The 23,291-nt window shown below is 67.4% G+C and carries 17 protein-coding genes and 1 pseudogene; 6 read left to right on the top strand and 12 right to left on the bottom strand.

Translation table 11 applies throughout. The annotated features are described in order from the left end of the window. Window positions 1-53: 53 nt before the first annotated feature. The gene (gene fabG / locus ACSHXN_RS02025) at window positions 54-773 is read right to left on the bottom strand and encodes a 3-oxoacyl-ACP reductase FabG (protein ID WP_355136555.1); all 720 of its coding nucleotides are present in this window, start codon (window positions 771-773) and stop codon (window positions 54-56) included. A gap of 720 nt (window positions 774-1,493) precedes the next feature. On the opposite strand from fabG, the gene ACSHXN_RS02030 reads away from it, so the two are divergent. Further along, on the top strand, window positions 1,494-2,054 hold the full coding sequence (locus ACSHXN_RS02030) for an NADPH-dependent FMN reductase (protein WP_355136557.1): 561 nt from the start codon (window positions 1,494-1,496) through the stop codon (window positions 2,052-2,054). 929 nt (window positions 2,055-2,983) lie between these two features. On the opposite strand, the gene ACSHXN_RS02035 is transcribed toward ACSHXN_RS02030, so the two are convergent. After that, entirely contained in the window at window positions 2,984-3,454 is a 471-nt protein-coding gene (locus ACSHXN_RS02035) for a MarR family winged helix-turn-helix transcriptional regulator (RefSeq protein ID WP_383358364.1), read from the bottom strand. 435 nt (window positions 3,455-3,889) lie between these two features. After that, on the bottom strand, window positions 3,890-4,405 hold the full coding sequence (locus ACSHXN_RS02040; protein WP_356294067.1) for a VOC family protein: 516 nt from the start codon (window positions 4,403-4,405) through the stop codon (window positions 3,890-3,892). A 911-nt stretch (window positions 4,406-5,316) separates the two neighbouring features. Here ACSHXN_RS02040 and ACSHXN_RS02045 point away from each other — a divergent pair. Together ACSHXN_RS02045 and ACSHXN_RS02050 are read left to right on the top strand one after the other, a co-directional pair. After that, a complete protein-coding gene (locus ACSHXN_RS02045) occupies window positions 5,317-7,506 on the top strand; it encodes a SpoIIE family protein phosphatase (RefSeq protein ID WP_383358382.1) in 2,190 nt (729 codons plus the stop codon). Window positions 7,507-7,961: 455 nt separating this feature from the next. Further along, window positions 7,962-8,687, top strand: coding sequence for a serine hydrolase (locus ACSHXN_RS02050; protein ID WP_438302504.1), 726 nt, complete (start codon window positions 7,962-7,964; stop codon window positions 8,685-8,687). Window positions 8,688-9,309: 622 nt separating this feature from the next. On the opposite strand, the gene ACSHXN_RS02055 is transcribed toward ACSHXN_RS02050, so the two are convergent. After that, window positions 9,310-10,056 carry a TetR/AcrR family transcriptional regulator gene (locus ACSHXN_RS02055; protein ID WP_356113884.1) on the bottom strand — a complete coding sequence of 249 codons (747 nt, stop codon included), beginning with the start codon at window positions 10,054-10,056 and terminating at the stop codon, window positions 9,310-9,312. A gap of 89 nt (window positions 10,057-10,145) precedes the next feature. On the opposite strand from ACSHXN_RS02055, the gene ACSHXN_RS02060 reads away from it, so the two are divergent. Both ACSHXN_RS02060 and ACSHXN_RS02065 read left to right on the top strand, forming a co-directional pair. Further along, window positions 10,146-11,657: a GMC family oxidoreductase gene (locus tag ACSHXN_RS02060; protein ID WP_355136567.1), complete on the top strand. Its 1,512-nt coding sequence runs from the start codon at window positions 10,146-10,148 to the stop codon at window positions 11,655-11,657. Window positions 11,658-12,418: 761 nt separating this feature from the next. Further along, window positions 12,419-12,559 (top strand): hypothetical protein, encoded by a 141-nt coding sequence (locus ACSHXN_RS02065; RefSeq protein ID WP_355136569.1) that lies wholly within the window; start codon window positions 12,419-12,421, stop codon window positions 12,557-12,559. A 1,285-nt stretch (window positions 12,560-13,844) separates the two neighbouring features. On the opposite strand, the gene ACSHXN_RS02070 is transcribed toward ACSHXN_RS02065, so the two are convergent. The 4 genes from ACSHXN_RS02070 to ACSHXN_RS02085 form a co-directional block, all read right to left on the bottom strand. Continuing rightward, entirely contained in the window at window positions 13,845-14,060 is a 216-nt protein-coding gene (locus ACSHXN_RS02070; protein ID WP_356113888.1) for an NAD-dependent epimerase/dehydratase family protein, read from the bottom strand. A gap of 154 nt (window positions 14,061-14,214) precedes the next feature. Further along, on the bottom strand, window positions 14,215-15,735 hold the full coding sequence (locus tag ACSHXN_RS02075) for a hypothetical protein (RefSeq protein ID WP_438302505.1): 1,521 nt from the start codon (window positions 15,733-15,735) through the stop codon (window positions 14,215-14,217). A 247-nt stretch (window positions 15,736-15,982) separates the two neighbouring features. Then, window positions 15,983-16,657, bottom strand: coding sequence for a DUF4232 domain-containing protein (locus tag ACSHXN_RS02080; protein WP_383358370.1), 675 nt, complete (start codon window positions 16,655-16,657; stop codon window positions 15,983-15,985). A 300-nt stretch (window positions 16,658-16,957) separates the two neighbouring features. After that, entirely contained in the window at window positions 16,958-17,869 is a 912-nt protein-coding gene (locus ACSHXN_RS02085) for an SCO0930 family lipoprotein (RefSeq protein ID WP_438302506.1), read from the bottom strand. Between the two features lie 308 nt (window positions 17,870-18,177). Between ACSHXN_RS02085 and ACSHXN_RS02090 the strand changes: the two genes are divergently transcribed. Further along, a complete protein-coding gene (locus ACSHXN_RS02090) occupies window positions 18,178-18,594 on the top strand; it encodes a hypothetical protein (RefSeq protein ID WP_356113895.1) in 417 nt (138 codons plus the stop codon). Window positions 18,595-18,738: 144 nt separating this feature from the next. Here the strand turns inward: ACSHXN_RS02090 and ACSHXN_RS02095 are convergent, their stop codons facing one another. From ACSHXN_RS02095 to ACSHXN_RS02110, 4 genes and pseudogenes are all read right to left on the bottom strand, one after another. Then, window positions 18,739-19,017: a hypothetical protein gene (locus ACSHXN_RS02095; RefSeq protein ID WP_356294053.1), complete on the bottom strand. Its 279-nt coding sequence runs from the start codon at window positions 19,015-19,017 to the stop codon at window positions 18,739-18,741. A gap of 36 nt (window positions 19,018-19,053) precedes the next feature. Continuing rightward, window positions 19,054-21,894, bottom strand: coding sequence for a BTAD domain-containing putative transcriptional regulator (locus ACSHXN_RS02100; protein ID WP_438302507.1), 2,841 nt, complete (start codon window positions 21,892-21,894; stop codon window positions 19,054-19,056). Continuing rightward, entirely contained in the window at window positions 21,894-22,391 is a 498-nt protein-coding gene (locus ACSHXN_RS02105) for a hypothetical protein (protein ID WP_356113902.1), read from the bottom strand. Before ACSHXN_RS02105 ends, ACSHXN_RS02100 begins: the two co-directional genes overlap by 1 nt. A 464-nt stretch (window positions 22,392-22,855) precedes the next feature. Then, window positions 22,856-23,073, bottom strand: a pseudogene (locus ACSHXN_RS02110) (helix-turn-helix domain-containing protein); the annotation flags it as partial. Window positions 23,074-23,291: the final 218 nt, after the last annotated feature.

Consider the following 23,291-nt stretch of genomic DNA (forward strand, 5'->3'; position numbering starts at 1 on the left):
CCTCCGGCTCGTCCCGCGGCCCGGCACCGCCGACAAACGGTCCCGTATCGGGGTCAGTGCCCCATGCCCACCCCGCCGTCGACCGGGATGACTGCTCCGGTGATGTAGCCGGCGGCTTCCGATGCGATGAACGCCACGACCGCTGCGATCTCCTCGGGCCGGGCCAGGCGGCCGAGCGGGATGTGCTCGACCACTGCCGCCCGCTGGGCCTCGGTGAGCTCCGCACTCATCGCGGTCTCGGTCAAGCCGGGGGCCACCACGTTGAAGGTGATGTTGCGAGAGCCCAGTTCGCGAGCGAGGGAGCGGGCGAAGCCCACCAGGGCCGCCTTGGATGCGGCGTAATTCGACTGCCCGGCCTGACCCGCCAGACCGGCGGCGGACGAGATCAGCACGACACGGCCCTTGCGCGCCCGCAGCATGCCGCGGTTGGCCCGCTTGACCACTCGGAAGGCGCCGGTCAGGTTGGTGTCGACGACGCTGGTGAAGTCGTCCTCGGTCATCCGCATGAGCAGCTGATCCTTGGTGATGCCGGCGTTGGCGACCAGTACCTCCACGGTGCCGTGCGCGGCCTCGACCTCCTGGAATGCCTGCTCGACCTGTTCCGGGTCGGTGATGTCACAGCGCACGGCCAACACACCGAGGGCGAGCAGGTCGGCCGGCGGTTCGCCGGAGCGATAGGTGACGGCCACCTTGTCACCCGCCTCGGCCAGTACTCGTGCGATGGCAAGGCCTATGCCACGGTTGCCACCGGTGATCAGGACTGAACGGGACACTTCGCACCCTTCGCTCGGCTTCGCTACAGACCACATTCAATCATTGACTACTCAACTATCCATACGACCCCCGGTCCTCCAGACGGTCGCGAGACTCCTGTTGACATCCACACAGCTGCAGCCAGCCCCACTGGGTGTCAGTCGCAGGCCACGTCCACGCGCCACCCCCGGTTGTCACTTGACCATCGCATCACACCGGCTGCCCACCACCGGGGCGGGCCCCTTCCCCCTGGACTCCAGGGCGTTTCTCCCGAACACATCTCCCCACCCGTGATCCCTTCCATGGCCGCCGGCACCGAATCCCGACCCGCACCGCCGTCGGACCACACGCATGCACTTCGCTTGATCACCATCGGATCGGGGCGATGCGGACCGACACAGGCAGGCGCGGCCCTCCGGCCCACCGCGCCACTCGGCGTCACGGCCACGGATGGGGAGGCTGTCGACCACAGCCGAAGGGGCGTCCTTGGCCGGTCAGCGAACCGACTTCCGACAGCCACCGGTTCACGCTCGCGTCGACGCCCGACAGATCACTCCCCGCCTCACGCGGCCCCTGATAGGTGTCGACAGATGTGACATGAGGCACGGTCCGGCACTCACGTATGCACACAGGTCGACCCCTGCTTGACGCTTCAATTATCTACGTATCTAATTCACCCGGCAAGTTGTTTGCCGGGCAGACGTATCGCCACGCTGCTCATATGCACGAAAGGGTCAACCATGACCAAGATCGGAATCATCGTCGGCAGCACCAGGCCCGGCCGCAACGCGGAAGCCGTCGCACACTGGGTGCACGAGCTGGCCGCCGAGCGCACCGACGCACAGTTCGAGATCGTCGATCTGCTGGACTACAAGCTGCCCCTTCTGGACGAGGCCTACCCGGCGACGTTCGGCAACTACAGCCACCCCCACACCCAGGCCTGGGCCGAGAAGATCGGTTCGCTCGACGGCTTCATCATCGTCACCGGCGAGTACAACCGCTCCATGCCGGCCGCGCTGAAGAACGCCATCGACTTCATCTACGCCGAGTGGAACAACAAGGCCGTAGGTTTCGTCAGCTATGGTTCGGCCGGCGGCGCCCGAGCCGTGGAGCACCTGCGCGGCATCGCCGGCGAAATGCAGCTGGCAGACGTCCGCTCCCAGGTGACCCTCTCCCTGTTCACCGACTTCGAGAACTTCAGCACCTTCAAGCCCGCCGAGATCCACCGCGACACGCTGGTCACGACCTTGGACCAGGTCGTGGCCTGGTCCAAGGCCCTCGCTCCGCTCCGCTCCAACTGAATTCGGCTGCAGGGCGGCTGACGGGGTGCAACGTGCGGCACGCCTGACGGCGATGACCATATGCTCGCACCGACATCAGTCACCGCGACCCGCCGCGGGGGAAATTGTGGCACCCCTACTGCGGCGGGTCGCGTTCCGCCGGGCCACCGACCGCCACTGACCCCCCGCCACAGGACCGCGGCAGGTCTCACCCGACACGCAGTAACAGCCATAGCGACGCCCTCCATCCGACCGGGAGGCCGGACGCAAGGCAGGCGAGGTCCCGGTGACCGCGATCGGCCTCTGCTCAAGTCCGGCGTCGTCAGGGTGGCCGGCGATCTCAGCGGGGTACCCCTCATGTCCGGCGTCCGGGAGCTGCTCCACGAGCGAGCCCTGCCCTTTGGCTCCGCCGATCTGCAGGAAGTCACCGCACGCCTGGGCGACAATGCGGGCGTCATCGAAGCCGCCGCACGGTCGTCGACATCCTCTCCTCCCCCGACCACGCCGACGCCCGGCTGAACGACCGGCGGCCTGCGCCGGCCCCAGCGCGGTACCCGGCCCGGCCCACCGGGACGTGCCACGTCCACGACGTGTGTCGTCTGGCGGTGACTGCGCAACGGCTGCCATCGGGAGCAAGGCGCCGCTCAGCGACGGCCGGGTCCACCCTGTCCGCCGGACAGCGCAGAATCTCCCGTCGCGCGGGAGTCGCGACGCTGGAGTGGACACACCACCGAGCACCAACATCTCTCGTGACGTGCGAACTCGCCAGGCGTTTCCCGGCCGTGGACCGGCGGGTGCCACCGGATGCGACCACGTTTGTGGACCTGCGCCCCCTCCCCTGACTCGACGCCCCGTGGCGTAGCGACCCGGAAGTCCGCAGCACGGGCGAGAGGCCCCCTTCCCACGCCGGCCGAGTGCACTGCGCGTCAGGTCCAGCCAGAGGGCAAGCGTCACACGAACTTGGAAGTGGCCCATTCGACGAGAGGACCTGGGGACGGCGGCGCTTCCATGCCTTCACGGAGCCTGGCCGCGATGACGCCTACGACGGCGAGTTGCTCGGGGGTGAGCGGGTCGACGAACAGCTCGCGAATCGCCTGCAGGTGAGGGAGTGACGCCTCACGGAAGGCGCGGCCCCCCTCATCGGTGAGCACCACCTCCGCTCCCCGGCTGTCGGTGGCGCACTCGACGCGGCGAATCAACCCACGACGCTCCATACGCCCGAGATGATGGGACAGCCGGCTCCGCTCCCACCCTACGAGCGCGGCCAGTTCGGAAGAACGCAACCGGGATCCGTCCGCTTCACTCAGCGCCAGCATGACCGAGTAGTCGCCGGGTGACAGCGAAAATTCCTTCTGCAGGCGTGACGCCAGTTCGGTGCTCAGCGCCTGAGCGGCCTCGATGAAGTCCCGCCAGATGCGCAACTCGTCGGCAGTGGGGTAAGCCCTGCGCCACTGACCCCTCACACACACCTCCTGACCAGCGCGGCAACTTTATCAGGTGAATATTGACTAGTCAATTAAATTACTGACTGGGGGCCGTCAGGAATGTACAACGCGGTGAAGACCCGCCGCACAGGGATCATCATCGCGAGGGCTGAGCCCGTCACCGGGCCCAGCACCACGGGGCTTCGACCCCGCCGACGGGCCGCTGCCCGAGGCAGTGCGGTTGCGAGACTGAGGACTGAACCCCTCGGAGCCGATGTCGGTACCGGCAAGCCCGTTCCACCCCCTCTCCTTCTCGTCAAACGCCGGACGGGGAGTGGGCCAGGTCCTGAGCGGGTCACTCGGCGGCCCCATGAGGAAACCGCGTGACCGGCCCCTGGCCCGGCGATCGGCAGTCCAGGGGCCACACACATCTCACAGCAGATATGTGTCCAGTGCGTAGCCGAGCGGCTCGCCATAAAGCTCCAGCCTGAGGCCGTTGGGGTCCGCGAGGAACAGGTTCGGGGCGTGACTTCCCTCGACCTCCATGAAGGGGATGTCGCGTGCACGGAGGCGGTTCTGGATCGCCTCGAAGTTCTCGTCGGTCACCGAAAGGGATAGGTGATGACTGCCGCCAATGGACTCCTCGTAGTCCGGGTGGGGGTAACCCGGGAAATCGAAGAAGGCGAGGATGTTCTTATTTCCGATATCGAGGAAGAAATGCGTGGAACCGGGGTAGTCGCGATTCTCGAAGAGGTCGACCAGCGGGAAACCCATGACATCTCGGTAGAAGAGAATCGTCTCCTCCACGTCACGACAGATGAACGCAGCGTGATGAATTCCGCGCGAGGTTGTCCTGGGGCGCTCGTCGGCAGGAAGCAGGTACTGCTGCTTCAACTCTTCCTGGCGGCGCCGTATGGACTGCAGTTCTTCACCTTGCGGTTCGGGCATGACGGAGTTTCCTCTCACTGTCTTCACGGGGGGGGCGCCGGACGGGCGGTGGACACTGCGCGTCGGATGCAACATGGCGCACCCCCACCGTGCGGGATCACCCACCATATCCAATCTACTTGCTACGTCAACTAAATGTATACCTTCCGGCTGTGAGCCGGAGGCTCGGCGGGCGGCGGCAACGGTTCGCTTCGCAGCCATGACGGCCGACGCCTGATCTGTGTCGGTGACGGCGCTGGACCACCCGGGTCTCACCGGTGTCCACCCACCGAGAGGCTCGCCGACTGCACCGCCGTCGCAGTTGACCGAGTCCGAGCAGGTAGAGCGAGAGCAGAGGCCCGGGTGGTCCACGCAGCTCTCCCCGGTGCGTGAGGCCTGATCCTGGTCGGCCGGCACCCAGCGTCGTGCCGGTTTCTCGTTTGCCTGATCGCTTCGCGAATCGTCGCGATCACCATGTGGGCGATACTCTCGACTACACAGGGGTTGGCCGACTTCGGTTCGGTGGGTCCGCATCCCTGTTGGCCCGACTGGCCATGCACCCGCTGCACTTGACCGCCACGGCAGCCCAACGCCGGAGGTCAGGAGGCGTCGTCGACACGCACCCTGCAACGTACTTGACAGATTAAGTATCCGCCCTGGGATCCGAGACCATGCGTCCGGCAGAGCCTCCCGGGGATGACCCCCCTTCCGGACCGATGTGGCACAACCGGACGAGCGCCGGTCCGGGACACCGCACCAGGAGTCCTCCGTGCCGCCTTGCGCTCGCACCGAGCCTCAATACGACAAATAATTACTTATCGAATGAATGGGACAGATCTTCTCTCGCCGCACAGCACTTCGCTGGAGGGAGCCGTCTCGTGACACTCAGCCGACAAGGGGAGGACCGGCGTCGTGGCCGCGCGCCGGAGACCGTGCGGGGTGCGGATCTCCCCGAGGTGCTTCACTGCGCCGCTCGTGAGGCCCGGCGGCGATTGGACGCCGTGGCATCAGCGGTATACCTGCTGGACGAGCAGCGGGAGGAACTCCGACTCGCGCTCGCCGGCGGATGTCCGCCGTCGCTCTTCACCTTCGCCGGGCGGATGGGATGGGACTCGCCGTCCGCCTCGGCCCGCGCGCTGAGGTCGGCAGCAACGGCCGTTCTGATGGATCCGGATCCTGCGGGTCCCGAACACAAACACGCGTTGCCCTATCCGTACGCCGCTCTCTCGGCCCCGGTCATCGACGGCGACCGACGCTTCGGCGCCCTCACCGTGCTGCGCCTGGAAAGTGCCGGCGACTTCTCGCCCGCCGAGTGTTCGGCACTCGAAGACATCGGGAAGCAGCTGGCCGAAGCCTTGACGGGGCTGGTCAGGGACGGCGTCACCGTGGCGGCGGAACCGATGCCGATGCTGGTTCCGCCTGAAGCCGACCTCGACTCAAGCGTGTGCACGCCAGGATGGGGGGTGCACGGCGTTCCCGGGTCCGCGGGTACGAGCATGATGTTCCCGCTGCGTCGTCTGTCCGAGCTACTCAATCGTGCAAGGACCATGGACGACATCGTGGGAGCGGTCCAGTACTGCATCATGGCCCCGCTGGGCGCCAAAGCCCTGGTGCTGGTCGCACACAGCGAGGGCCGTCTATGGGTCCTTGGACACAGCGGGGACTCGACGAGCATGGCCCGCAGCCTCCACGGTGTCGGATTGGAAGAGCGTATCCCGGCGACGGAGGCGTTCGAAGGGCGTCCGATGTACGTCTTGGAAGCCCCGTCGCAGGGCGCCGGCCCCCTTGCCGAGGACGGGCCCCGGACGGAGGCCTACCTACCCCTCATCGGCGACTCGCAGTTCGTCGACCTGCCGCTCGCCGGCGGCAAGCAGATCGTCGCGGTCTGCTGCCTGGCCTTCTCCGGGATACGCGAATTCCCACCCGAGGAAAGGGCCCTACTCGGCATGATGGCCGGGCTGCTGGGAGGGGCGGTGGAGCGCGTTGAACTGAGCACCCAGCAGCGGGTGATCGCCGAATGCCTGCAGCGTTTCCTGCTGCCGTCACAGCTTCCTGACCTGCCGCGACTGACCACGACTGCGCGCTACCGGCTCGCCGGCGCCACGTCCAAAGTGGGAGGCGACTGGTACGACGTGATCACGCTGGACGGGGAACGTGCAGTGCTGGTCGTCGGGGACGTCGAAGGCCACGCCATGGAGAGCGCCGCCGTGATGGGACAGGTACGCACCGCGGTGGCTTCCTATGCCGCCGAGGGACACCATCCCACCGCTGTGATCGACCGGACCCGCCAGCTCCTCGCCAGGCTGGGCACGGATCTCACGGTGACCTGCTGCGTCGTCGCGGTGGACACGCTGGACGGCACAGCAGAGGTGGCCCTGGCCGGACACCCCGCTCCCCTGATACGGCGGCCCGACGGGAGCACCGGCGTCCTGGACGCACCGGCCAACGTCCCTCTGGGCGTCTCCGTGGCGCACACGTACCAAGGACGCGAGCACACTCTGGAGGCCGGTTCGTTCCTGATGCTCTACACCAATGGTCTCGTCGGCTGGCACCCCGCGCCCGGGTCCTGCGCGCAGACGCTGCTCGGCTCCGGTGACGAAGGATCCGCACCCGATCTCGAACAGCTGGCCGACCGCATCGCCGCAGAGGCCTGTGCATCACAGCAGCACCGCGACGACGCGGCACTGCTGCTGGCGTTGTACGAAGGGACGCGCGGCCAGGACGAGCCCCGGGTGGCCGGCCTGCACATTCAGCGCCGCGATCTGCGCGGGGTCAGGACGGCTCGCACCTTTGTGCACGACAAACTGGGCTCATGGGGTCTGCAGGACATGTCGGATTCCCTGGAGCTCGTCGTTTCGGAGATCGTGACCAACGCGCTCATTCACGCCGGAAGCGACGTGGACGTCCGCCTGCGGGCATTTCCTGATCACATCCGTCTCGAGGTACGGGACTCCGACAGCAACCCACCGGTACCCTCCCCCCTGTCACTGGCGGAGGAGGAGAACGCCGAAGCGGAACACGGCCGCGGCCTGATGATCGTGGAGGCACTGGCCGAGACCTGGAACAGTTCACCCAACGGCCAGGGCAAGACGGTTTCGCTTGATCTGCCGATCTTGGACTGATGAACAACCGGCACAGGAGTCACAGCCTGCGTACCGATGAACCATCGTTCGACCGATGACTGCGGACCGGCCTCAGACCACACGCGGTGAAGCAGAGCCGAAGAGGCGGGAGCCATGCCGGCGGAAGGCTCGAACGCCTCGGCTTAGTTGCGTAGTCAATTTTTTGGGCTCGTAGGTGAACCCCTACCCGGTTGCAACACGTTGTCCCAGTGGAGCATCCGCCGAGACCTGGAGCAGGCGCGGGCATGAACAGTGGGCAGGTGGCGGGTAGGACAGTGTGCACATCCCAGAACCGCGCCCTCTTCACGCCCGGAACACGTCCGAGTCGCACATCGCCGACGCCGCCCCCTCGTCCCGGCTTAGGCACGGCACGGAGCACCGCAGCGGCACGGAAACCCCGCTCGGCCCAGTGTCCATCCCGCTGCTCGGCAAGGCGCCTGAGCGGGCTTCGATCGGTGCACGTCGAAACCCTCCACGGCCGTCCGCGGTGCCGGGCCGCCGCGAAAACCGCGCTGCTGGACAAGGAAACCGAGAAGTGGGCGACCTACGGTGGCGATGTGTTCGACACGGCCAGCATCGTCAAGGTGGACATCCTCTCCACGCTCCTGCTGCAGGCGCAGGACGCCGACCGGGCGTTGGCCGCCGAGGAGCGCGATCTCACCACCGACATGATCGAGAACAGCGACAACGACGCGACCAGCACCCTGTGGACCGCCATTGGGAGCGCCGCAGGGTTGGACAAGGCCAATCAACGTCTCGGCCTGAAGCAGACCAGGGGCGGTGAAGGCACCGTCTGGGGCCTCACCCAGACCACAGCAGTGGATCAGGTCCGCCTGCTGGCTGCCGTGTTCGGTGACAAATCGCCGCCCAACGCCGAATCCCGCTCATACGTACGGCACTTGATGTACCACATCGCGCCGGACCAGGGCTGGGGGGTGTCGGCGGCGGCGGATACGGGCAAGCCCACCGCGCTGAAGAACGGCTGGTTGCAAAGGAGCCAGACCCACCTGTGGGACGTCAACAGCGTCGGACGGATAGAGAAGAACGGCCGGACCTTCTATATGGCCGTACTGAGCAACGGCGCCGGCACGGAGGACAGCGGCATCGAGTTCGTGGAGCAGGCCGCGCGCTCCGCAGCAACCGCATTCGCCAAGTCCCTGAGCCGGGCTGTCACTTCCTGAGTGGAGCCGACCTCGCACGGGGTGTTCGGCCACGCAGGGCGAGGTGCACTGCGGCGGTGTACTCCAGCCGTTCCTGGTCCAATACGGCAAGACAGTCGCGCCGATCGGCACCCGGACCGGGGAGGCCTCCCGATGAAAGCCGGACCTCGGAGTGACGGGTGCCGCGATCCGATCACCGGTGGCCGGCGGCGGACGAGGGACGACGTAAGCCTGACCCGTCGCCCACCGCGGTCATGTTCAGCAGTTCCTGCGGGGAAGCGCCAAAGCCAGTCGGGCGTTTCGCGAGGTCCGGGACACTGGGCGCGTACACGGCGAGCGGCACGCTGCACCATGCCTTGATCACCCAAGTACCGTGGGCGGGCGGGGTGTTGACGCCGTTCAGACTGTAGATCCGGACCCTGGCTCCGCTGGACCGGGTCGCGGTCCCGTCGTCCTGCTGGACGGCGACCACGAAGTACTGAGTCGGAGAGGGGCACGACCGAGACCGACGGAACCGACGCCGGTTCGATCTCAAGGGCGGCGAGAAGGTCCACGAAGTGCTGCCCGCCCCAGCGGACGCCCGGGTCCCGGTACTTTCCGCCGGCACCCGGCCCGCCGGGGCAACCAGACGGGTCGTCCCAAGTCAGTCGGTCACGGTCTGCACGTCGGCCAGGCGATTGAGCAGTTCCACAAGCAACAGCTTCTCCCCCGGGCTGAGGGGAACCGCCCGCTCTTCGGCCAGTGCGGCGCGCAGGGCCATGGCCGGACCGGCCGAACCGGTACCCGGACCGGTGCTCTCGGGCTCGACCGCGGGAGGCGCGGTGATCGCATCGAAGACGACTTCGCGCATCACGCGCGCCGTTTCCAGATCGCGCGCCTCCGTCGCGGTACTGATCAGCGTGGAGACCACACCCACGCCCGCTGCGTGCATGACGGCCGCGGCCCGTTCGACGCTCATGCGCAGACGGCCGACCGCCGCAACACGGGTGACCATGCGCTGCAGCTCAGCGACAGCCTTGCGACCGGCGCGCGACAGCGGACCGGAGCGCGAGGGCCCGAATACGAGCACGTAGTACGCCGGCTGCTTGAGGCCGAATTCGACGTGCAGGTCCCAGGCAAGGCGAAGGTCGGCCACCGGGTCGTCGCTCTGCGGCAGCCGACTTTTGGCCTGGAGATAGACCTCGAAGCCGTACTCCCCCACTGCTTCCAGCAGCCCGTCCTTGTCCCCGAAGATCCGGAAGATCGTCGGTGGAAACACACCCGCGCGCACCGCCACCGCGCGTATGGACATGGCGTCCAGGCCGTCGTTCTCCAGCACGTCCGCGGCAGCGAGGACGATCTTGCGGTGAAGGGTCTCCCCCGCCTGGCCGTCTACCACGTCAGCAGTCATGAACCAACAGTATCAAACGGTCCGATCCATCGATTCGAACCAATGTTACCCTCGAAATGCGACCATCGATTCATAGTGGACGGACCGCCATGTCTTCACCTTCTGTGTACGACTACATACTCATTGGCGCCGGAACCGCGGGGTGTGTCCTCGCCGACCGGCTCTCGCGGGACGAGAACGCACGCGTCCTGCTCCTGGAAGCAGGCTCGTCCGCCCTCCCCGACGCTGTCGCTCATCCGCCGGCCTGGCCCTCGCTGGCCGCCTCGGAGGCCGGCTGGGGAGACGCAACCGTGGCCCAGCGGGCTTCAGGTGCCCCGGTCGCTCTTCCACGGGGCAGGGGCCTCGGCGGCTCCTCCGCCATCAATGCCATGGTGTTCGCACGCGGTCACCACACCAGCTACGAAAGCTGGAGTGAACACGGCGCCAAGGGCTGGGCGTTCGACGACCTGCTGCCCTATTTCCAGCGCAGCGAGACCGCCGTCAGCGGGGCCCCCGGCCGCGGCACGAACGGGCCGCTGTTCGTCGGACCGGCCGAGGAACCCAACGAAGTCCTGCTCGCCTGCCTCTACGGTGCGATCGAAGCAGGCCATCGCCGAGCCTTCGACATCAGTGGTGGTCTCGAGGAGGGATTCGCTCCGGTAGACCTCAACGTCGTCGCCGGTCGGCGCCAGAGCGCGGCCGACGCCTATCTGACCCCCGCGCTGAGCCGTCCCAATCTGGACGTCGTCACGGACGCTGTCGTACACCGTCTGCTGTTCGACGGCACACGCTGCACCGGTGTGGAGTTCCGCTCCCAGGACAAGATCCGCACCGCAGCAACGGTCGGCGAAGTGGTCCTGACCGCCGGAACGATCGGTTCGGCCCAACTGCTGCTGCGCTCTGGCATCGGCCCCGAGAAAGACCTTCGACGGGCACAGGTCAAGCTTTTCCACGAACTCCCCGGTGTAGGGCAGAACCTGCACGACCACCCACGAGCCAACCTGGTCTACCGCGCGCAGCGCAAGGTCCCTACGCCCCGCCACAACCACGGCGAGATCCTCGGCCTGCTGCGCAGCACACCCGAGATGCACGGACCGGATCTGCAGATCATCTTCATCGACATCCCGGTGCCCAACCCGGTCGCTCCGGTGGAGAACGGTTTCACCATCGGCGTCTCCCCCATGCGCCCGGCCAGCCGGGGAACACTGCGCATCACCTCGGCCGACCCCTGTGCACCACCCGTGATCGACCCCAACTACTTCGCCGAGGAACAGGATGTCCAGGCGGTGCTGTCAGGTATCACCGCGGCCCGCAGAATCGCCTGGTCGTCCGCCCTTGCCGAATGGGGAATCGAAGAGGTCAGTCCCGGGCTGAACAGCGTGGACGCCCGGTCGATCAGCGACTACGCCCGCAAATACTTCAGCTCGTACTGTCATCCCGTCGGCACCTGCATGATGGGTGAGGACGAGGTGTCGGTGGTCGACTCCGCCCTGCGTGTACGAGGACTCGACGGCTTGCGGGTCGCCGACGCCGCCGTTATCCCTTCCATTCCCTCCAACAACACCAACGCCACCGTCTACGCGATCGCCGAGCGAGCCGCCGACCTTCTGCGCAGTAGCTGAACTCGGCTCGTCAACGCCCCACCGAGACTTCCGAAAACGAAACGGCGCTGATCGCGGTCGACTCTCACACATGCACCTCCCAGAGGCTTCGCGATCCGTGAACCCCGCAGGGCCCGACGTCCGTTCTTCCAAGTAGGAGACTTCCGCCACCGAGGAATTCATTGGCTGGCCTCGGCAGCGGAGGCGGTGGTCGCCCTCGCGGCCTTCCCCGAAAGCGAGGGCGACCACCGTTGATGATCCGCCGTAGGTACGGATGAGCGCAGACACCGTAAGAGCGCCGATTGCCTACCACATGGTCAGGTCAACGGGCTGATTCCCAGGCCCGCCGGCCGCTCGGGGCGTTCGGGACGGACCTCCCCGGCGTCGGCCGAGACGCGCACCGCTTCGCTTCACACTTCGAAGAAGCGAAGCGGTGCATCTTTTGTCCCGCCACCCGAACCTGACTGCCTCCGCAGAGCCTTCTCCCGGGCAGCATCGTGAACCTCGCGCGGCTGTCCCTTCGTTGACACATGGGAGAACATGCACATCGAGCACGACATCCTGCGGAGCTCGTGACCACGGGTGACGTCCCGGAAGGACAGGGAGGGCCTTCCAGGAGCGTGGCACATGACGCAGCCGCCCGGGTCCTCTCACCGGGCTACCCTGCCCATCGGGGCGATCGTCACACTGAGCGTCCTGACAGGATGCAGCAGCGGCACCGTGACAGACTGCCGCGGTCAGGCTGACCGTCAACGAACCCAGAGGTCAGTGGAGCTCGCCCTGTGACACCTACCTCACTCGCCGACACGCTACCGGACGAGCTCGGCCATCTGACGGTGAGTTGGCCGTCCGGGGAGGTCCCTGTCGGCAGCGATGCCTTCGCAGCCACCGTGACGGTGTTCCACCCGAACGACGGCGTATGACCACGACCCCGTACGCCCTGTCTCCCTGGCTCAACGGCATGTACACCCCGGACCCGGCGGACCCCATGTCAGGCCAAACGGGTCCGGGACAGAGCCACGCTCCTCAGCAACCGCAAGGCGCGAGCTCAAAGACGACAGGGCCGGTGGAACAGGTGACACCCGAATCTGTGGCTGAATGTGAACCATCTGCCGCTGTCTCTCGTGTTCTTCATATAGGGGAGGCTGCCAACGCTGTGAAATCTCCCACCTGTGTCGGTCCGTGCGTCATGGGTGCTGGGAGAAATGCGGCATACGCAGGCATGGTTACTGTCCGGCACAACTCGCTGCCGGGCGGCAGCCATGCCTGGGAGCCCCGTCATGGTGATTCCGAAGTCAGCCACCAGGGAGTGGCCTCAATGGCAGAGGAGAATCATGGACGCGTCACCGGGAAACCGTATGGAGCAACTTCTGGCTGCCTTCGCCGAACGGTACGCGGCCGTGAGCAAGGCCACGGCACAGATGGACGCGCTCTCAGTAACAGCGCAGTCCAGGGACGGGGTGGTAGAGGCCAGCGTAGGCGTCAACGGCAGGGCACCCACGGTTCGCTTCATCAGCAAGAGGTGCAGGGACATGACGTACTCCGAGCTGGCCGAAGATGTCCTGGACGCCTTGACCACAGCCCGCGCCGAGGCCGCGATCCGCATCAGCACCCTGAGACGGGACGCCGGGTCGTGGCTGTCGGGACGTATGGCGCCCACCTTGGAGAGCAATACCGGCATATGGGGCGCATCCAGCGCGCCCCGCCAGCTCGACATGATCAGTTCCTCTCACGCACCCGGCTCCTCGGCCCTGGGGCTACCGAGGACCTGCTGGAGGTGGATGGTGCAGGAGGCCCGGGTGGTAGCCGCCGGGGACGTCTCCGGTTTCGCGGCAGACGCACAAAGCACCGGCAGCGCCACAAAGCTCGGATCGCACGGGGTACAGGTCACCACAACGGAATGCCGGAAGACGAGGTCGGCCCCTCAGAGCCCGCTGTGGGGAAAAGATCGCCCAGGACTGCGCTCGGGTTCTGGGTACGTTCCGCTGCCCGCGGAGCTGTGCGACGCCGTCATCGCGCTCGGTGATTCAATATGTGCTTCCGTCGGCTGTACCTGCCTCGCCGCGGCGTCTCAAGGGCGGAATGGCCGCATGGGACCGCTGCTCAAGCAGCGACGATGGACGGACCAACTCGCGCGCGCGAGAGGCAATGCCGCTACGGGATGACCTTCGAGCGTCAGCCGGGGAGGGAGGAGAGCCCCCTCCCCCATCACTGACCGGCCTGTCCAGGCCGCGAACACAAGTCGTCGGACCGCCGCGCCAGGGAGCGCACCGTGGTCGTGACGATGTGCTCGGCGGTCGGGAGCTGCGCGATCGTGTGGGAACCCAGAAACCCGGTGCCGCCCGTGACGAGTACATGTGCCATGCCTTCATGGCCGGTGGCCCGATCGTCGCGTTCCAGATCTTGCCGGTACCAGTACTCCAAGGGACGCCGTTTCCTCCCTCGATTTCTGATGCGCAGCCTCAAGGTTCGCTCGCGTCGGCACTCTTCACCACGTCGTTGTCGAGTTTCGCCGGCCAACCCGCGTTCCACGAGGCCGGGACGGGCTCGTGGACGCTCGACGCGCGGCTGAAAGGGTCTATGCGGAGGCGAACTTGGCAGCGATGAGCTTCCTCCCGTTCAGTGAGTCGTCCTTCATCTCGTCCCAGCTCAGACCGAGGGCAAGGAGCGTGTCGCGTGCTCCTTCGACCCGTTCGGGCTTCGTCTCGTCGCGTGCCATCTCGTAGAGCGCCGCCGCGTGTTGGTCTCGCTCGTTGGGACCCACGTCCTTCCAGAAGGCCAGCGTTCTGCGCAGCCGGTCACGCCGCGAAGGGGTGTGGGCACCCGCAGTCTCCGGTGCGGCGCTCTGTTCCCAACGATGCCGGAAGAACCTCCATGCCTTCCAGCCGGCTGATCCCAGGGCCACCGTGGCGGCGGCACCGGCAAGCCCCCAGCCGACCGGGGTTGCGACAAGGACTCCGGCCCCGGCGGCCACTCCCGCGGCGAGGACCACCCCGGCAACCATCGAGGCGATGGAACCACCGACACCCAGCAGACCCGCAACAGCACCGATGGCCTTCATGGTGGTACCTCTGGTGTTCTTCCGTGCCGCGTACTCCTGAATGTCACGCAGTGAGATGTCTTCTGCCGCGGCGCCCCTGTAACGCTTGACCTTCTCCGTCTGCTTCTCCAGGGCGTCCTGCATCTTGGCGGAAACGACCGCGCGTTCCTCTTGCCGGGTCCTCGCGGCCTCCAAATCCGCCTGGTCCCGTGCAAGCGCCGCCTGAGCCTGGTCCGCCCGTTCCATGAGACGCACGAGGAGGGCGAAGTCCACCTCTGCCCCTCTTACCTCTTGCTGTGCCTGCTCCCACAATGCGTCCTCGAACGATGCGTCCGCCGTCTCGGCGTCGACCCGACCGTCGGTCACGGCCCTCTGCAGGGCTTCGACCTGATCATTCGCTGCCTTCAGGGCTTGCTTGGGCTTGTTCTGGTCGTCCATCAGCTTCTGCAACGCGGCGACGCGCCGCCGCGCGCGGTCCGCCTTTCTGATGAAACGGACGCTCTGAACGGAGGCCGCGATCACTCCGACACCGGAAGAGGCAGCGGCCACCCCGCTCACGGCCGCCTGGACCACGTGCTTGAGATTCATCACGGCGGACGCCAAGCCGGTGGACATGTTGACGAAGCTCAATCCCTGCTCCGCCGCCCCGCCCGCCCCAGCCTTCACGTCTCGGCCCAACGCGTGGTCCTCGGCGGTGCCCGGCTCCGCGTTCTTCCTTCCCATGCGTGCCCGGTGGAGCTTGACACCCTGACTCGCGAGCGCTGCGGCCGAGGTGAGCGTTCCGACGCCGGAGCCGACGACGCTGCCGTACTGCGCGGCATTCGTCGTCGCATCCGGGTTCTTGTAACCGCCGGCGACCGACGCACCGGTGAATTGGTTGTTCGCGTCCCCGGCGGAGGTGACGTCCCCGGCCTTCTCGGCAGCCGCACTCAGCGAGGGCCCCGCCGGCGGCCCGCCCGGCTTCGTGCCGGTCACCAACTGAACGGCCGCGGCGTTGCCCGCACTTCGCTGAAGAGCCAACAGTTGCTGCGGCGAGAGGACACCTTGCTTCCCCGCCATGCCCGGGCCCTCGATGGCAGATTGACGCCGGGCTGCTGCAACCGCACTCTGCCCTCGCTTGGCGTCGGCCAAGTATTCACGTCCCTGCACGTCGTCCTCCGAGCATGTCGGCGAAGGCGGGTTTGCGGACGACGACCAGAGGCCGCCGTCGCTCCACCGCATTGGGGTATCGGCCCGAACGGCCCGTCCGGGCAGACCTCGCAGACACCCTCACCGAAGGCCGGTGAAGGTGTCCGGTCCTCCGACGTCAGCGGATGGGGTGGACCGGGCCGACCTTGAGTCCGTGGATGGCCGAGCTGCTGCACTCGGCCGTCTTCCACGGCACATCGATCTGGTCCCTCGAGCCAGGCGGGAAGACACCCAGAAACGAGACGCTCTTCGGTCGGCACTGCGCGTCGGAGTAGCCGGACCGCCCGTCGGGAGCCTCTGCGTCCGCGGCAGCGTGGCCGTTGGGGACAAGGGTCACCGTGGTTGGGCCAGTGTCCGTGTCACGGTCGGCTGCATTGCCGATCTGAGCGCCGTCGCGGCCGCGGAAGGACACGCCGGGGAAGCCCGTGAGCGTGCATGTCGTGTCGCCCGTGTTCTGGAAGACCAGCTGGAAGTGGGTCGTACCGGCGGCGGTGTCCGTGTCCTCTGCGGAGACCCTGAGATGTGCGGACGTGCACCGCTGAGGGTCGCTCCCGCGACTCGAATCGGAGTCCGATCCGGTGTCCTGCGCACCGGCGCGGCCCCGCGAGGCCGAGGAGACGTCGCCGTCCGACGCGGTCGGGCCCGCCGACGACGCAGAACTCGGGGAGAGCGCCGTCGACGAAGCGGTCGAAGGGGCGCCGGAAGCGCCCTCCGTGTCCTTGTCGCACGCCGTCAACGCGGCGAAAGCCAGAACGAGGAGGGGTATGGTGCGGCGGACGGACGCAACGTGCATGAAAACTCGATTTCTTGTGCGGTGACAGGGTGGAATCCCCGCCATGGTCGAATGAACGCCCCCGGCTCGCCGGTCTCGTGCAGCAAGAGTTCACCAGCCACGTGAGAACCCGGCTGTGCCCCGCCTGAGCAGACCGCCATGGGGCACCTCTCAGCGATGTGATGCTGCGGCCCTGTGCGCGCCGCAGGGGCGTCAGGGATTCCCTCCCCGGGTGAACTGGGCGATTTCACCGACACAGGAGGGACGGCTCCGTCTCGGTCGGCACTCTGGGTTCACCGACCGGGATCCGGGGTGGGTGTCTCAGCCCTTCGCGGCGGGCACCGTCTTGCCCTGGTCGATGGTGATGGCCTGCTTGATGGCGAACCAGACGCCCCCGTCGTTCTGGCCGTTGATGTCTCCAGGACGGGTGTCGCCCTTGAACGTGTAGGCGGGCCAGCAGTTGAAGGCCTCCTGCCGGGTGCCGTTCGGGGTGGTGAAGGTGAACAGCGCCTTCGGATCGACCCCGGCGGACTTGGCGTCGTCGGCGGAGACCGGCGCGGTGGGGGTCCACTTCTGCAGGCAGGTCGCGTCGCAAGCGGTCTTCATGGGCCAGGGCTTGTCCTTGGTGAACAGGTACAGCGTCCGGCCGTCCTTGTCCTGCAGGACCATCCCCAGCTTCGGATCGTTGAGCACGCCGAGGGCCGGGCGCTTCACACCGGCCTTCCAGCCGTCGGGCGCGGAGGCGTACCAGGCACCCTTGACGCCCTGACCGTTGACGTCTCCGGGCTTGGTGTCCTTGGCGTAGTAGTACAGCGGCTTGCCCGCCAGTGTGAGCTGCTTGGAGCCGTCCCTCCGTGTGATGGAGCCGAGCAGCTGCTGGTTGAGGTCCTTCGCGGTCTTCGCGTCACCGGCCGGGACCGGCGGCCACTGCGCCGCGCACTCGCCCTCGCAGCTCGAGGAACCCGGCTTGGTGTCCTTGGCGAAGACGTAGACGCTCATGCCCTTGCCGTCGACGACGACGTCGCCGAGGGAGTTGTCGGCGCGCACGGACACCTCACCTGAGGACAGTGTGGCCGCAGTCGCCGACGGGCTGCCGGAAGCGGTGTTCGCCGCAGGCTGCTGCGCGGCCGCAGTCGTCTGGTTCGCTGTCCCGCCACCGCAGGCCGTCAGTGCGGTCAGCGCCAGCAATGCGGCGCCGGCCACGGCCGAGGAGTTCCGGGCGTTGCTCTTCATCACACTTCCCCAAGTTCATCGAGCATGTACTCCGTCGTGGAGTCACTCAGTGCATGACCCCGCTGCCACAGGGTTCAGACCCAGCGTTTCCCAGCTGGTGGCGCCGGGACCAGGTACGCGAGGGCACATCACGGGGGCCGGACGGTCACATCTGCACGCAGTCGTGGGCCCGTACGAGCTTGGTGCAGCAGCGGCGTAAGCCCGTTGAACGGGCCTACCCAGACACCTCAGGCGTGCAAGAACTCAAGTTTGAAGGGCTGAGTCCGTGTATAGCCTGTTGATCTACTGGAACGGCAGAGGGATTGATCGTGGACAGGAAGGGCCAGCACGTCGGCGTCCACCTCCCTGAAGGTTCCTGGTGGGACTGGGACGTCATCACCTGTAACGCCGGGCAGTTCCGTCTGGCGGCCGGACATGACCTCAGCTACTGCCACGGCTTGGAGTTGGTTTTCGGTGATCCGGGCTTCGTCAGCTGCCCGACGACGTTTCACGACCCGGTCTTCCGCGTGCCGACGAGCGAGGAGCGGATGCGGCTCGCTCGTCAACTCGGTGAGGAGCCACCGGTTGTCGTCGCCTTCGAAGCAGACGCGGGCGGTCGGGAACCCGTCTCATGCCTTGTCGCCGCGGAACGGTTCGAGGTCGTGCACGAGACGGTTCTTAGGTACTGGCGGGAGGACACAGCCCCGGGTCAGCGTTTCGCCCCGTGGGTGCGGCCTCCGGCGTAGTCGACGAAGCGGCCTGTGCAGCGACTCCCCGGCAGATGGAGACGGGAAGGCAATCTCATCGAAGCGCGCACCTGCTGAGGCCGCCCGCCACGGCCGCCGAGCCGGTTTGCGGTTCGTGGCCTCGTCGGTTCCGAAATCTACTGGTCAACAGCCCTTGTGCTGCTGCCGTTCTTGAAGCCGCCGCACATGCCGTGCGTACTGCCCGGCCCGCGACCTCTGAGCACGATCGATCGAAAGCACTTGAGGATCCGCCGCCAGCTCGTACAGTTCGACTTCGAAGGGATCCGAGTCCGCCTCGACAAGCCGTGCCAACGCGTCCCGGTCCTGCTCAGCCGTCGGACCCGTGCGAACCTCGTCCCTCCACACCTGACCGCTCGCTTCGGCTTCGTCCACCACGCCAATATACGTGCGGACCTGCGGCATGCGTATTCCTCCGAACCAGGATCCAGTGGATGCGGCCTAACCGTCCACGCCCGATTCCTTGATCTTGTCCCGGATGGCGTCCGCCTGTCGATGGCCGAGCGTGTCGAAGACGTCCAAAGCATCGTTCCAGGCGGTGTGCGCGTCCCATGGACGCCCCATGCTCATATAGGTGTCGCCGAGTCGGCTGAGGGTGTCCGCGCTGCCGTACAGAACGTCGATCCCGCGGTAGCGGACCACGGCTTCCCGGTAGGCGGCGACCGCCTGCTCGTACTGGCCCATGTGATGGTGGGCGTAGCCGATGCTGTCGTGTGTGTCCGCCGAGCCGCACACGTCGGAGGCCGCCTGGTGCAAAGGCAGGGCCTGACGGCAGTAGTGAAGGGTCTGTTCGTGGTGTCCGAGCAGCGCGTGGTACCAGCCGACGGCGTTGAGGCAGCGTGCGGTGGTTGCGGCGTCGCCGCTTGTACGGCTGAGTTCGAGAGCTCTTTCCGCGTGGCCCAGTGCGCCTTGTATGTCACCTAGCCGTTCCGCGAGCCAGCCCGCCTGGCGGTGGGCTTCACCACTGAGTGCGGGGTCCTTGGTCTCGACGAAGAGTTCCACCGAGCGCGCCATGTGCGCCCGGGCCTCCTCGGTATGGCCGAGGGTGACCGTCGCCCTCGCCAGTCCACGACGGATGAACGCCTCGCCGAGGGGGTCTGCGAGTCGGAGCGCCGCGTCCAGAGCGGCCCGATGGGTCGTCACGATGTCGCCCCATCGGCCTCGGCGGTCGAGGTACTGCTTGATGACCCAGGCCAGTTGCCAGGTGTAGGCGTCATGGTGCGGATCGCGGGAGGCCAGCCCGATGCAGCTGATCAGCGCGGCGTGTTCGACGTTGAACCAGCGTTTGGCTGCTTCGGCCCCGCCTTCGCTGCCGGCCCTTTCCACGCACACGCCCGGCAGCACGGCGGGCAGGTCGATGTCGTCCCGGCCCGACTTGAAGAATTGCCGCGCGTTGTCGGCGCTGTGCAGGTAGTGGTTCAGCAGGCGGAGGTGGGCGGCGTCGCGTTCGTCCTGGGTGCCGGTGGCTTGAAGCAACTCCGAGGCGTAGGCGCCGAGCAGGTCGTGCAAGGCGAATCTGCCCGGGGTCCGCTCCTCCACGAGGTGGGCTTGGATCAGTTCGTCGAGCAGATGGCGGGTGTGGGAGACGGAGAACCCGCCAAGGCTGGCGGTGGCGGCCAAAGCCGTGTCGGGCCCCGGGTGGAGCGAGAGCAGCCGGAACAGGCGTGCGGCGTCCGGGCCCAGCGCGTGGTACGAGCAGGAGAAGGCGACCCGTACGTCGGCTGCGGAGTCCCCGCTGCGGAAGGCGTCCAGGCGGCCTGCGCTGTCATGCAGTTCTGTGGCGATGGTGGACAGCGGCATGGCGGGGCGGGTTGCCGCGCGCGCCGCGGTGATGGCCAGGGCAAGTGGCAGATGGCCGCACATCGCGACGATGTCCGCGACCGCCTCGGGCTCGGTGGCCGTCCTGGCATGCCCGAGCCGGCGGGTGAGGAAGCGCCGGGCCTCCGGCTCCGAGAGGACGTCCAGATGGACCGGTCGGGCACCGTCGACGGCCACCAGGCCGGCCATCTGATTGCGACTGGTGACGATGACCAGGCATCCGGGCGCTCCCGGCAGGAGGGGCCTGACCTGGGCCGCGTCGCGTGCGTTGTCCAGCAGCAGGAGTACGCGTCTGCCCGCGAGCCGGGTCCGCAGCAGGGCCGCCAGAGCGTCGACCTCCTGCGGCAGCTTTCCGGCGTTGGCGCCGAGTGCCTCGAGTGCGGTGCGCAGGGCCTGCTCGGACGGGACGGGTGGGCCCCCGTGGTCGAAGCCTCGCAGGTTGAGGTAGATCTGGCCGTCCGGGAAGGCGTCGGCGATCTGCCGGGCCCAGTGGACGGCGAAGGCGGTCTTCCCGACGCCGGCCATGCCGGTGACGACGCTGACGGCGGCCCCGGCGTCGGTCACCAAGTCGGAGGCAGCCTCCAGTTCGACCTCACGGCCCACGAATGTCGCGAGGTCGGCCGGTAGTTGGGCGGGGGTCGCCGCAAGACGATCCTGTGCGGGGGTGTCCACCGGCTCCGTGCGGGCGGGCGCCGCCGGTGCGAGAAGGTCGCCGTCGGCCCGCAGCACCCGTTGGTGCATCGCCTGCAGGCCGGGGCCGGGGTCAACGCCGAGCTCGTCGGCGAGAAGGGCCTGCGCCTCCCGGTAGGTCGCCAGCGCTGCGGCCTGCCGCCCCGACCGGTACAGGGCCAGCATCAGCAGCTCCCGGAAGCGCTCGTCGAGGGGATGGTCCCTGACGAGGCCGATCAGGGCGCCGGCTGCCTGGACGTGCGAACCCAGTTCGATCTCGGCCCGCATCAGCATCGCCTCGGCGGACAGCCGCTGCTCACCGAGCCTGTGCCGTTGAGCATCCGCGAAGTCGCCCCGGACGCCCGACAGGGCCGACCCCTGCCACAGGCCGAGGGCCTCCCTCCAGTGGTCAGCGGCCTCCTTCAGATGGCCGGCGTCGTAGGCGTACTCGGCTCGGGCGAGCAACCTGTGGAAGACGCCGAAATCTACGTCGTCCTGACCGATGTGGAGCCGGTAACCACGCCCCAGGGACTGCAGGACGGAGGACACGCTCTCGCCGACGGGACCCAGGACCTTGCGCAGGCGGTGCACATAAGTACGCAGCGTGCCGGCCGCCGAGGCCGGTGCGCGGGTCCCCCACACCGCGTCGATCAGTTCGCCCACGGACACCTGGGTTCCTTCGGCGAGCAGGAGCGCCGCCAGCACCGCCCGCTGCTGCGGCGGACCGAGGTCGACCTCCGCAGCTCCCCGCCATGCCCGCACCGGTCCCAGGACTGAAAAACGCAACTGCTCCATCACATGGCTTCCCTGAGGACATGGCGCGTCCCGCCCCGTACGTCTGCCGAACCGTGTCCGCCCGTTCCCGCCGGGGCGAGCGCCTTGCCGGGCGGGTGCGGCACCGCGAAGCCGTGCGCCGTGGGGGTCTTCCGGTTGGGCGCCGACACGTGTGCGGTGACAGGTGTGCCGAGGTCGAGTGTGCTGGTGCAGGACCACTCGACGACCGCGTCAAAACGGCGGGCGATGGCAGGGAAGGCCGCCCCGGCGGAAGGCCTCACCATCATGACGGTGTGCCGAGCGTAGAGGTCCGTGTGCTCCACGGCGTGCCGGACCAGCCGAGTCGGGAGACTGCGGAAAGGTCGGTGGCCTTCGGCGAGGACTTTACGGCCGGTGTGCATCAGGTGCGACAAGGCGATCACGTGCGTGGGCTCCGAGGGCAGAGCGGCCGCGTACTCGTACATCTCCTCGGTCTCCGCCCGTTCGAGGAGAGGAACGATGCCTGCCGGCATGGCCACGCGAACCGCCTTTGGGTAACTCGATTGATTGCCCGACCCGTATGTGGCTTCCACAGCTCTCACGAACCGCGTCGGGTTACGAAGCGGCGCGCCGCGAGGAGTCGCCGACGAGCGGTTCAGGGCGCCCTTGCCCATAACGTCGCCTACGGCCGGCGCGCACTGGCCTTCACCACGCGCACCGACCTACCAGCCCTCCGGCGCTCCAGTGACGCGATGGCGTCCGCGGCCGGGGTTACGGCTGTTCGCTGTGCACTATTCCCTGAGCGCGCCGCTTGCACATAGAACGGAGACGCCATATCGGCGCACCCCCGTTCGACGACCGCGCCCCGGAAGGTTTCCGGTCCGGCACGCCAGGGTGCGGCTGTTCCGCCTCGTCAGTGGGTTCCTCACGCCGGCGGCGGGTTCAGCGCTCAGGCTCGCCCGGCGTTGCGGACAAGTGGCACACCACGGCGCGGAGTCGACCTGACCAAGGTTCCGTCCACGATGAGCACCGTGTTCTTACGGCACCGCCTTCGCTGCCGGAGCGCCGACAGTGGACCCGAGGTGGTCGATGATCGGGTCTGCGGCCGACTCGGATATCCCGAAAACGGAGCCAGCTGTCGTATCGTCACGTTCGCAGCGCCAGTATGCCGTGACCGACAAGACGGTCCTCCAGCGGCAGATCCCAGGGAGCCGCATGCCGCTGCGTGCAGATCGATCCCCGGCCTTTGCGCCCGACGGGCATCGGGTGCAAAGGCCGGGATGAAACCCGCGACGTCGCGGACGAGTGGCGTGAGGCTACCGGCGCACAGCTGCGTGAATTGGCCGCTGCACGGGACCCCAACGAAGCCTGACGCCGCGCAGAAGGGTTGCGGGACAGGCTTCAGGTACGTCTGACAAATGATCTCTGCAAACGGCGTT

Origin of the sequence: Streptomyces sp. HUAS TT11 (assembly GCF_051553595.1) — a bacterium.
Lineage (GTDB): Bacteria > Actinomycetota > Actinomycetes > Streptomycetales > Streptomycetaceae > Streptomyces.

What these genes read in the sequence shown, in the direction of transcription:
- ACSHXN_RS02030 (WP_355136557.1), top strand. Translation starts at nt 1,494, where the DNA reads ATGACCAAGATCGGAATCATCGTCGGCAGCACCAGGCCCGGCCGCAAC.
- ACSHXN_RS02040 (WP_356294067.1), bottom strand. Translation starts at nt 4,405, where the DNA reads ATGCCCGAACCGCAAGGTGAAGAACTGCAGTCCATACGGCGCCGCCAG.
- ACSHXN_RS02055 (WP_356113884.1), bottom strand. Translation starts at nt 10,056, where the DNA reads ATGACTGCTGACGTGGTAGACGGCCAGGCGGGGGAGACCCTTCACCGC.
- ACSHXN_RS02060 (WP_355136567.1), top strand. Translation starts at nt 10,146, where the DNA reads ATGTCTTCACCTTCTGTGTACGACTACATACTCATTGGCGCCGGAACC.
- ACSHXN_RS02075 (WP_438302505.1), bottom strand. Translation starts at nt 15,735, where the DNA reads ATGGCGGGGAAGCAAGGTGTCCTCTCGCCGCAGCAACTGTTGGCTCTT.
- ACSHXN_RS02080 (WP_383358370.1), bottom strand. Translation starts at nt 16,657, where the DNA reads ATGCACGTTGCGTCCGTCCGCCGCACCATACCCCTCCTCGTTCTGGCT.
- ACSHXN_RS02085 (WP_438302506.1), bottom strand. Translation starts at nt 17,869, where the DNA reads ATGAAGAGCAACGCCCGGAACTCCTCGGCCGTGGCCGGCGCCGCATTG.
- ACSHXN_RS02095 (WP_356294053.1), bottom strand. Translation starts at nt 19,017, where the DNA reads ATGCCGCAGGTCCGCACGTATATTGGCGTGGTGGACGAAGCCGAAGCG.
- ACSHXN_RS02100 (WP_438302507.1), bottom strand. Translation starts at nt 21,894, where the DNA reads ATGGAGCAGTTGCGTTTTTCAGTCCTGGGACCGGTGCGGGCATGGCGG.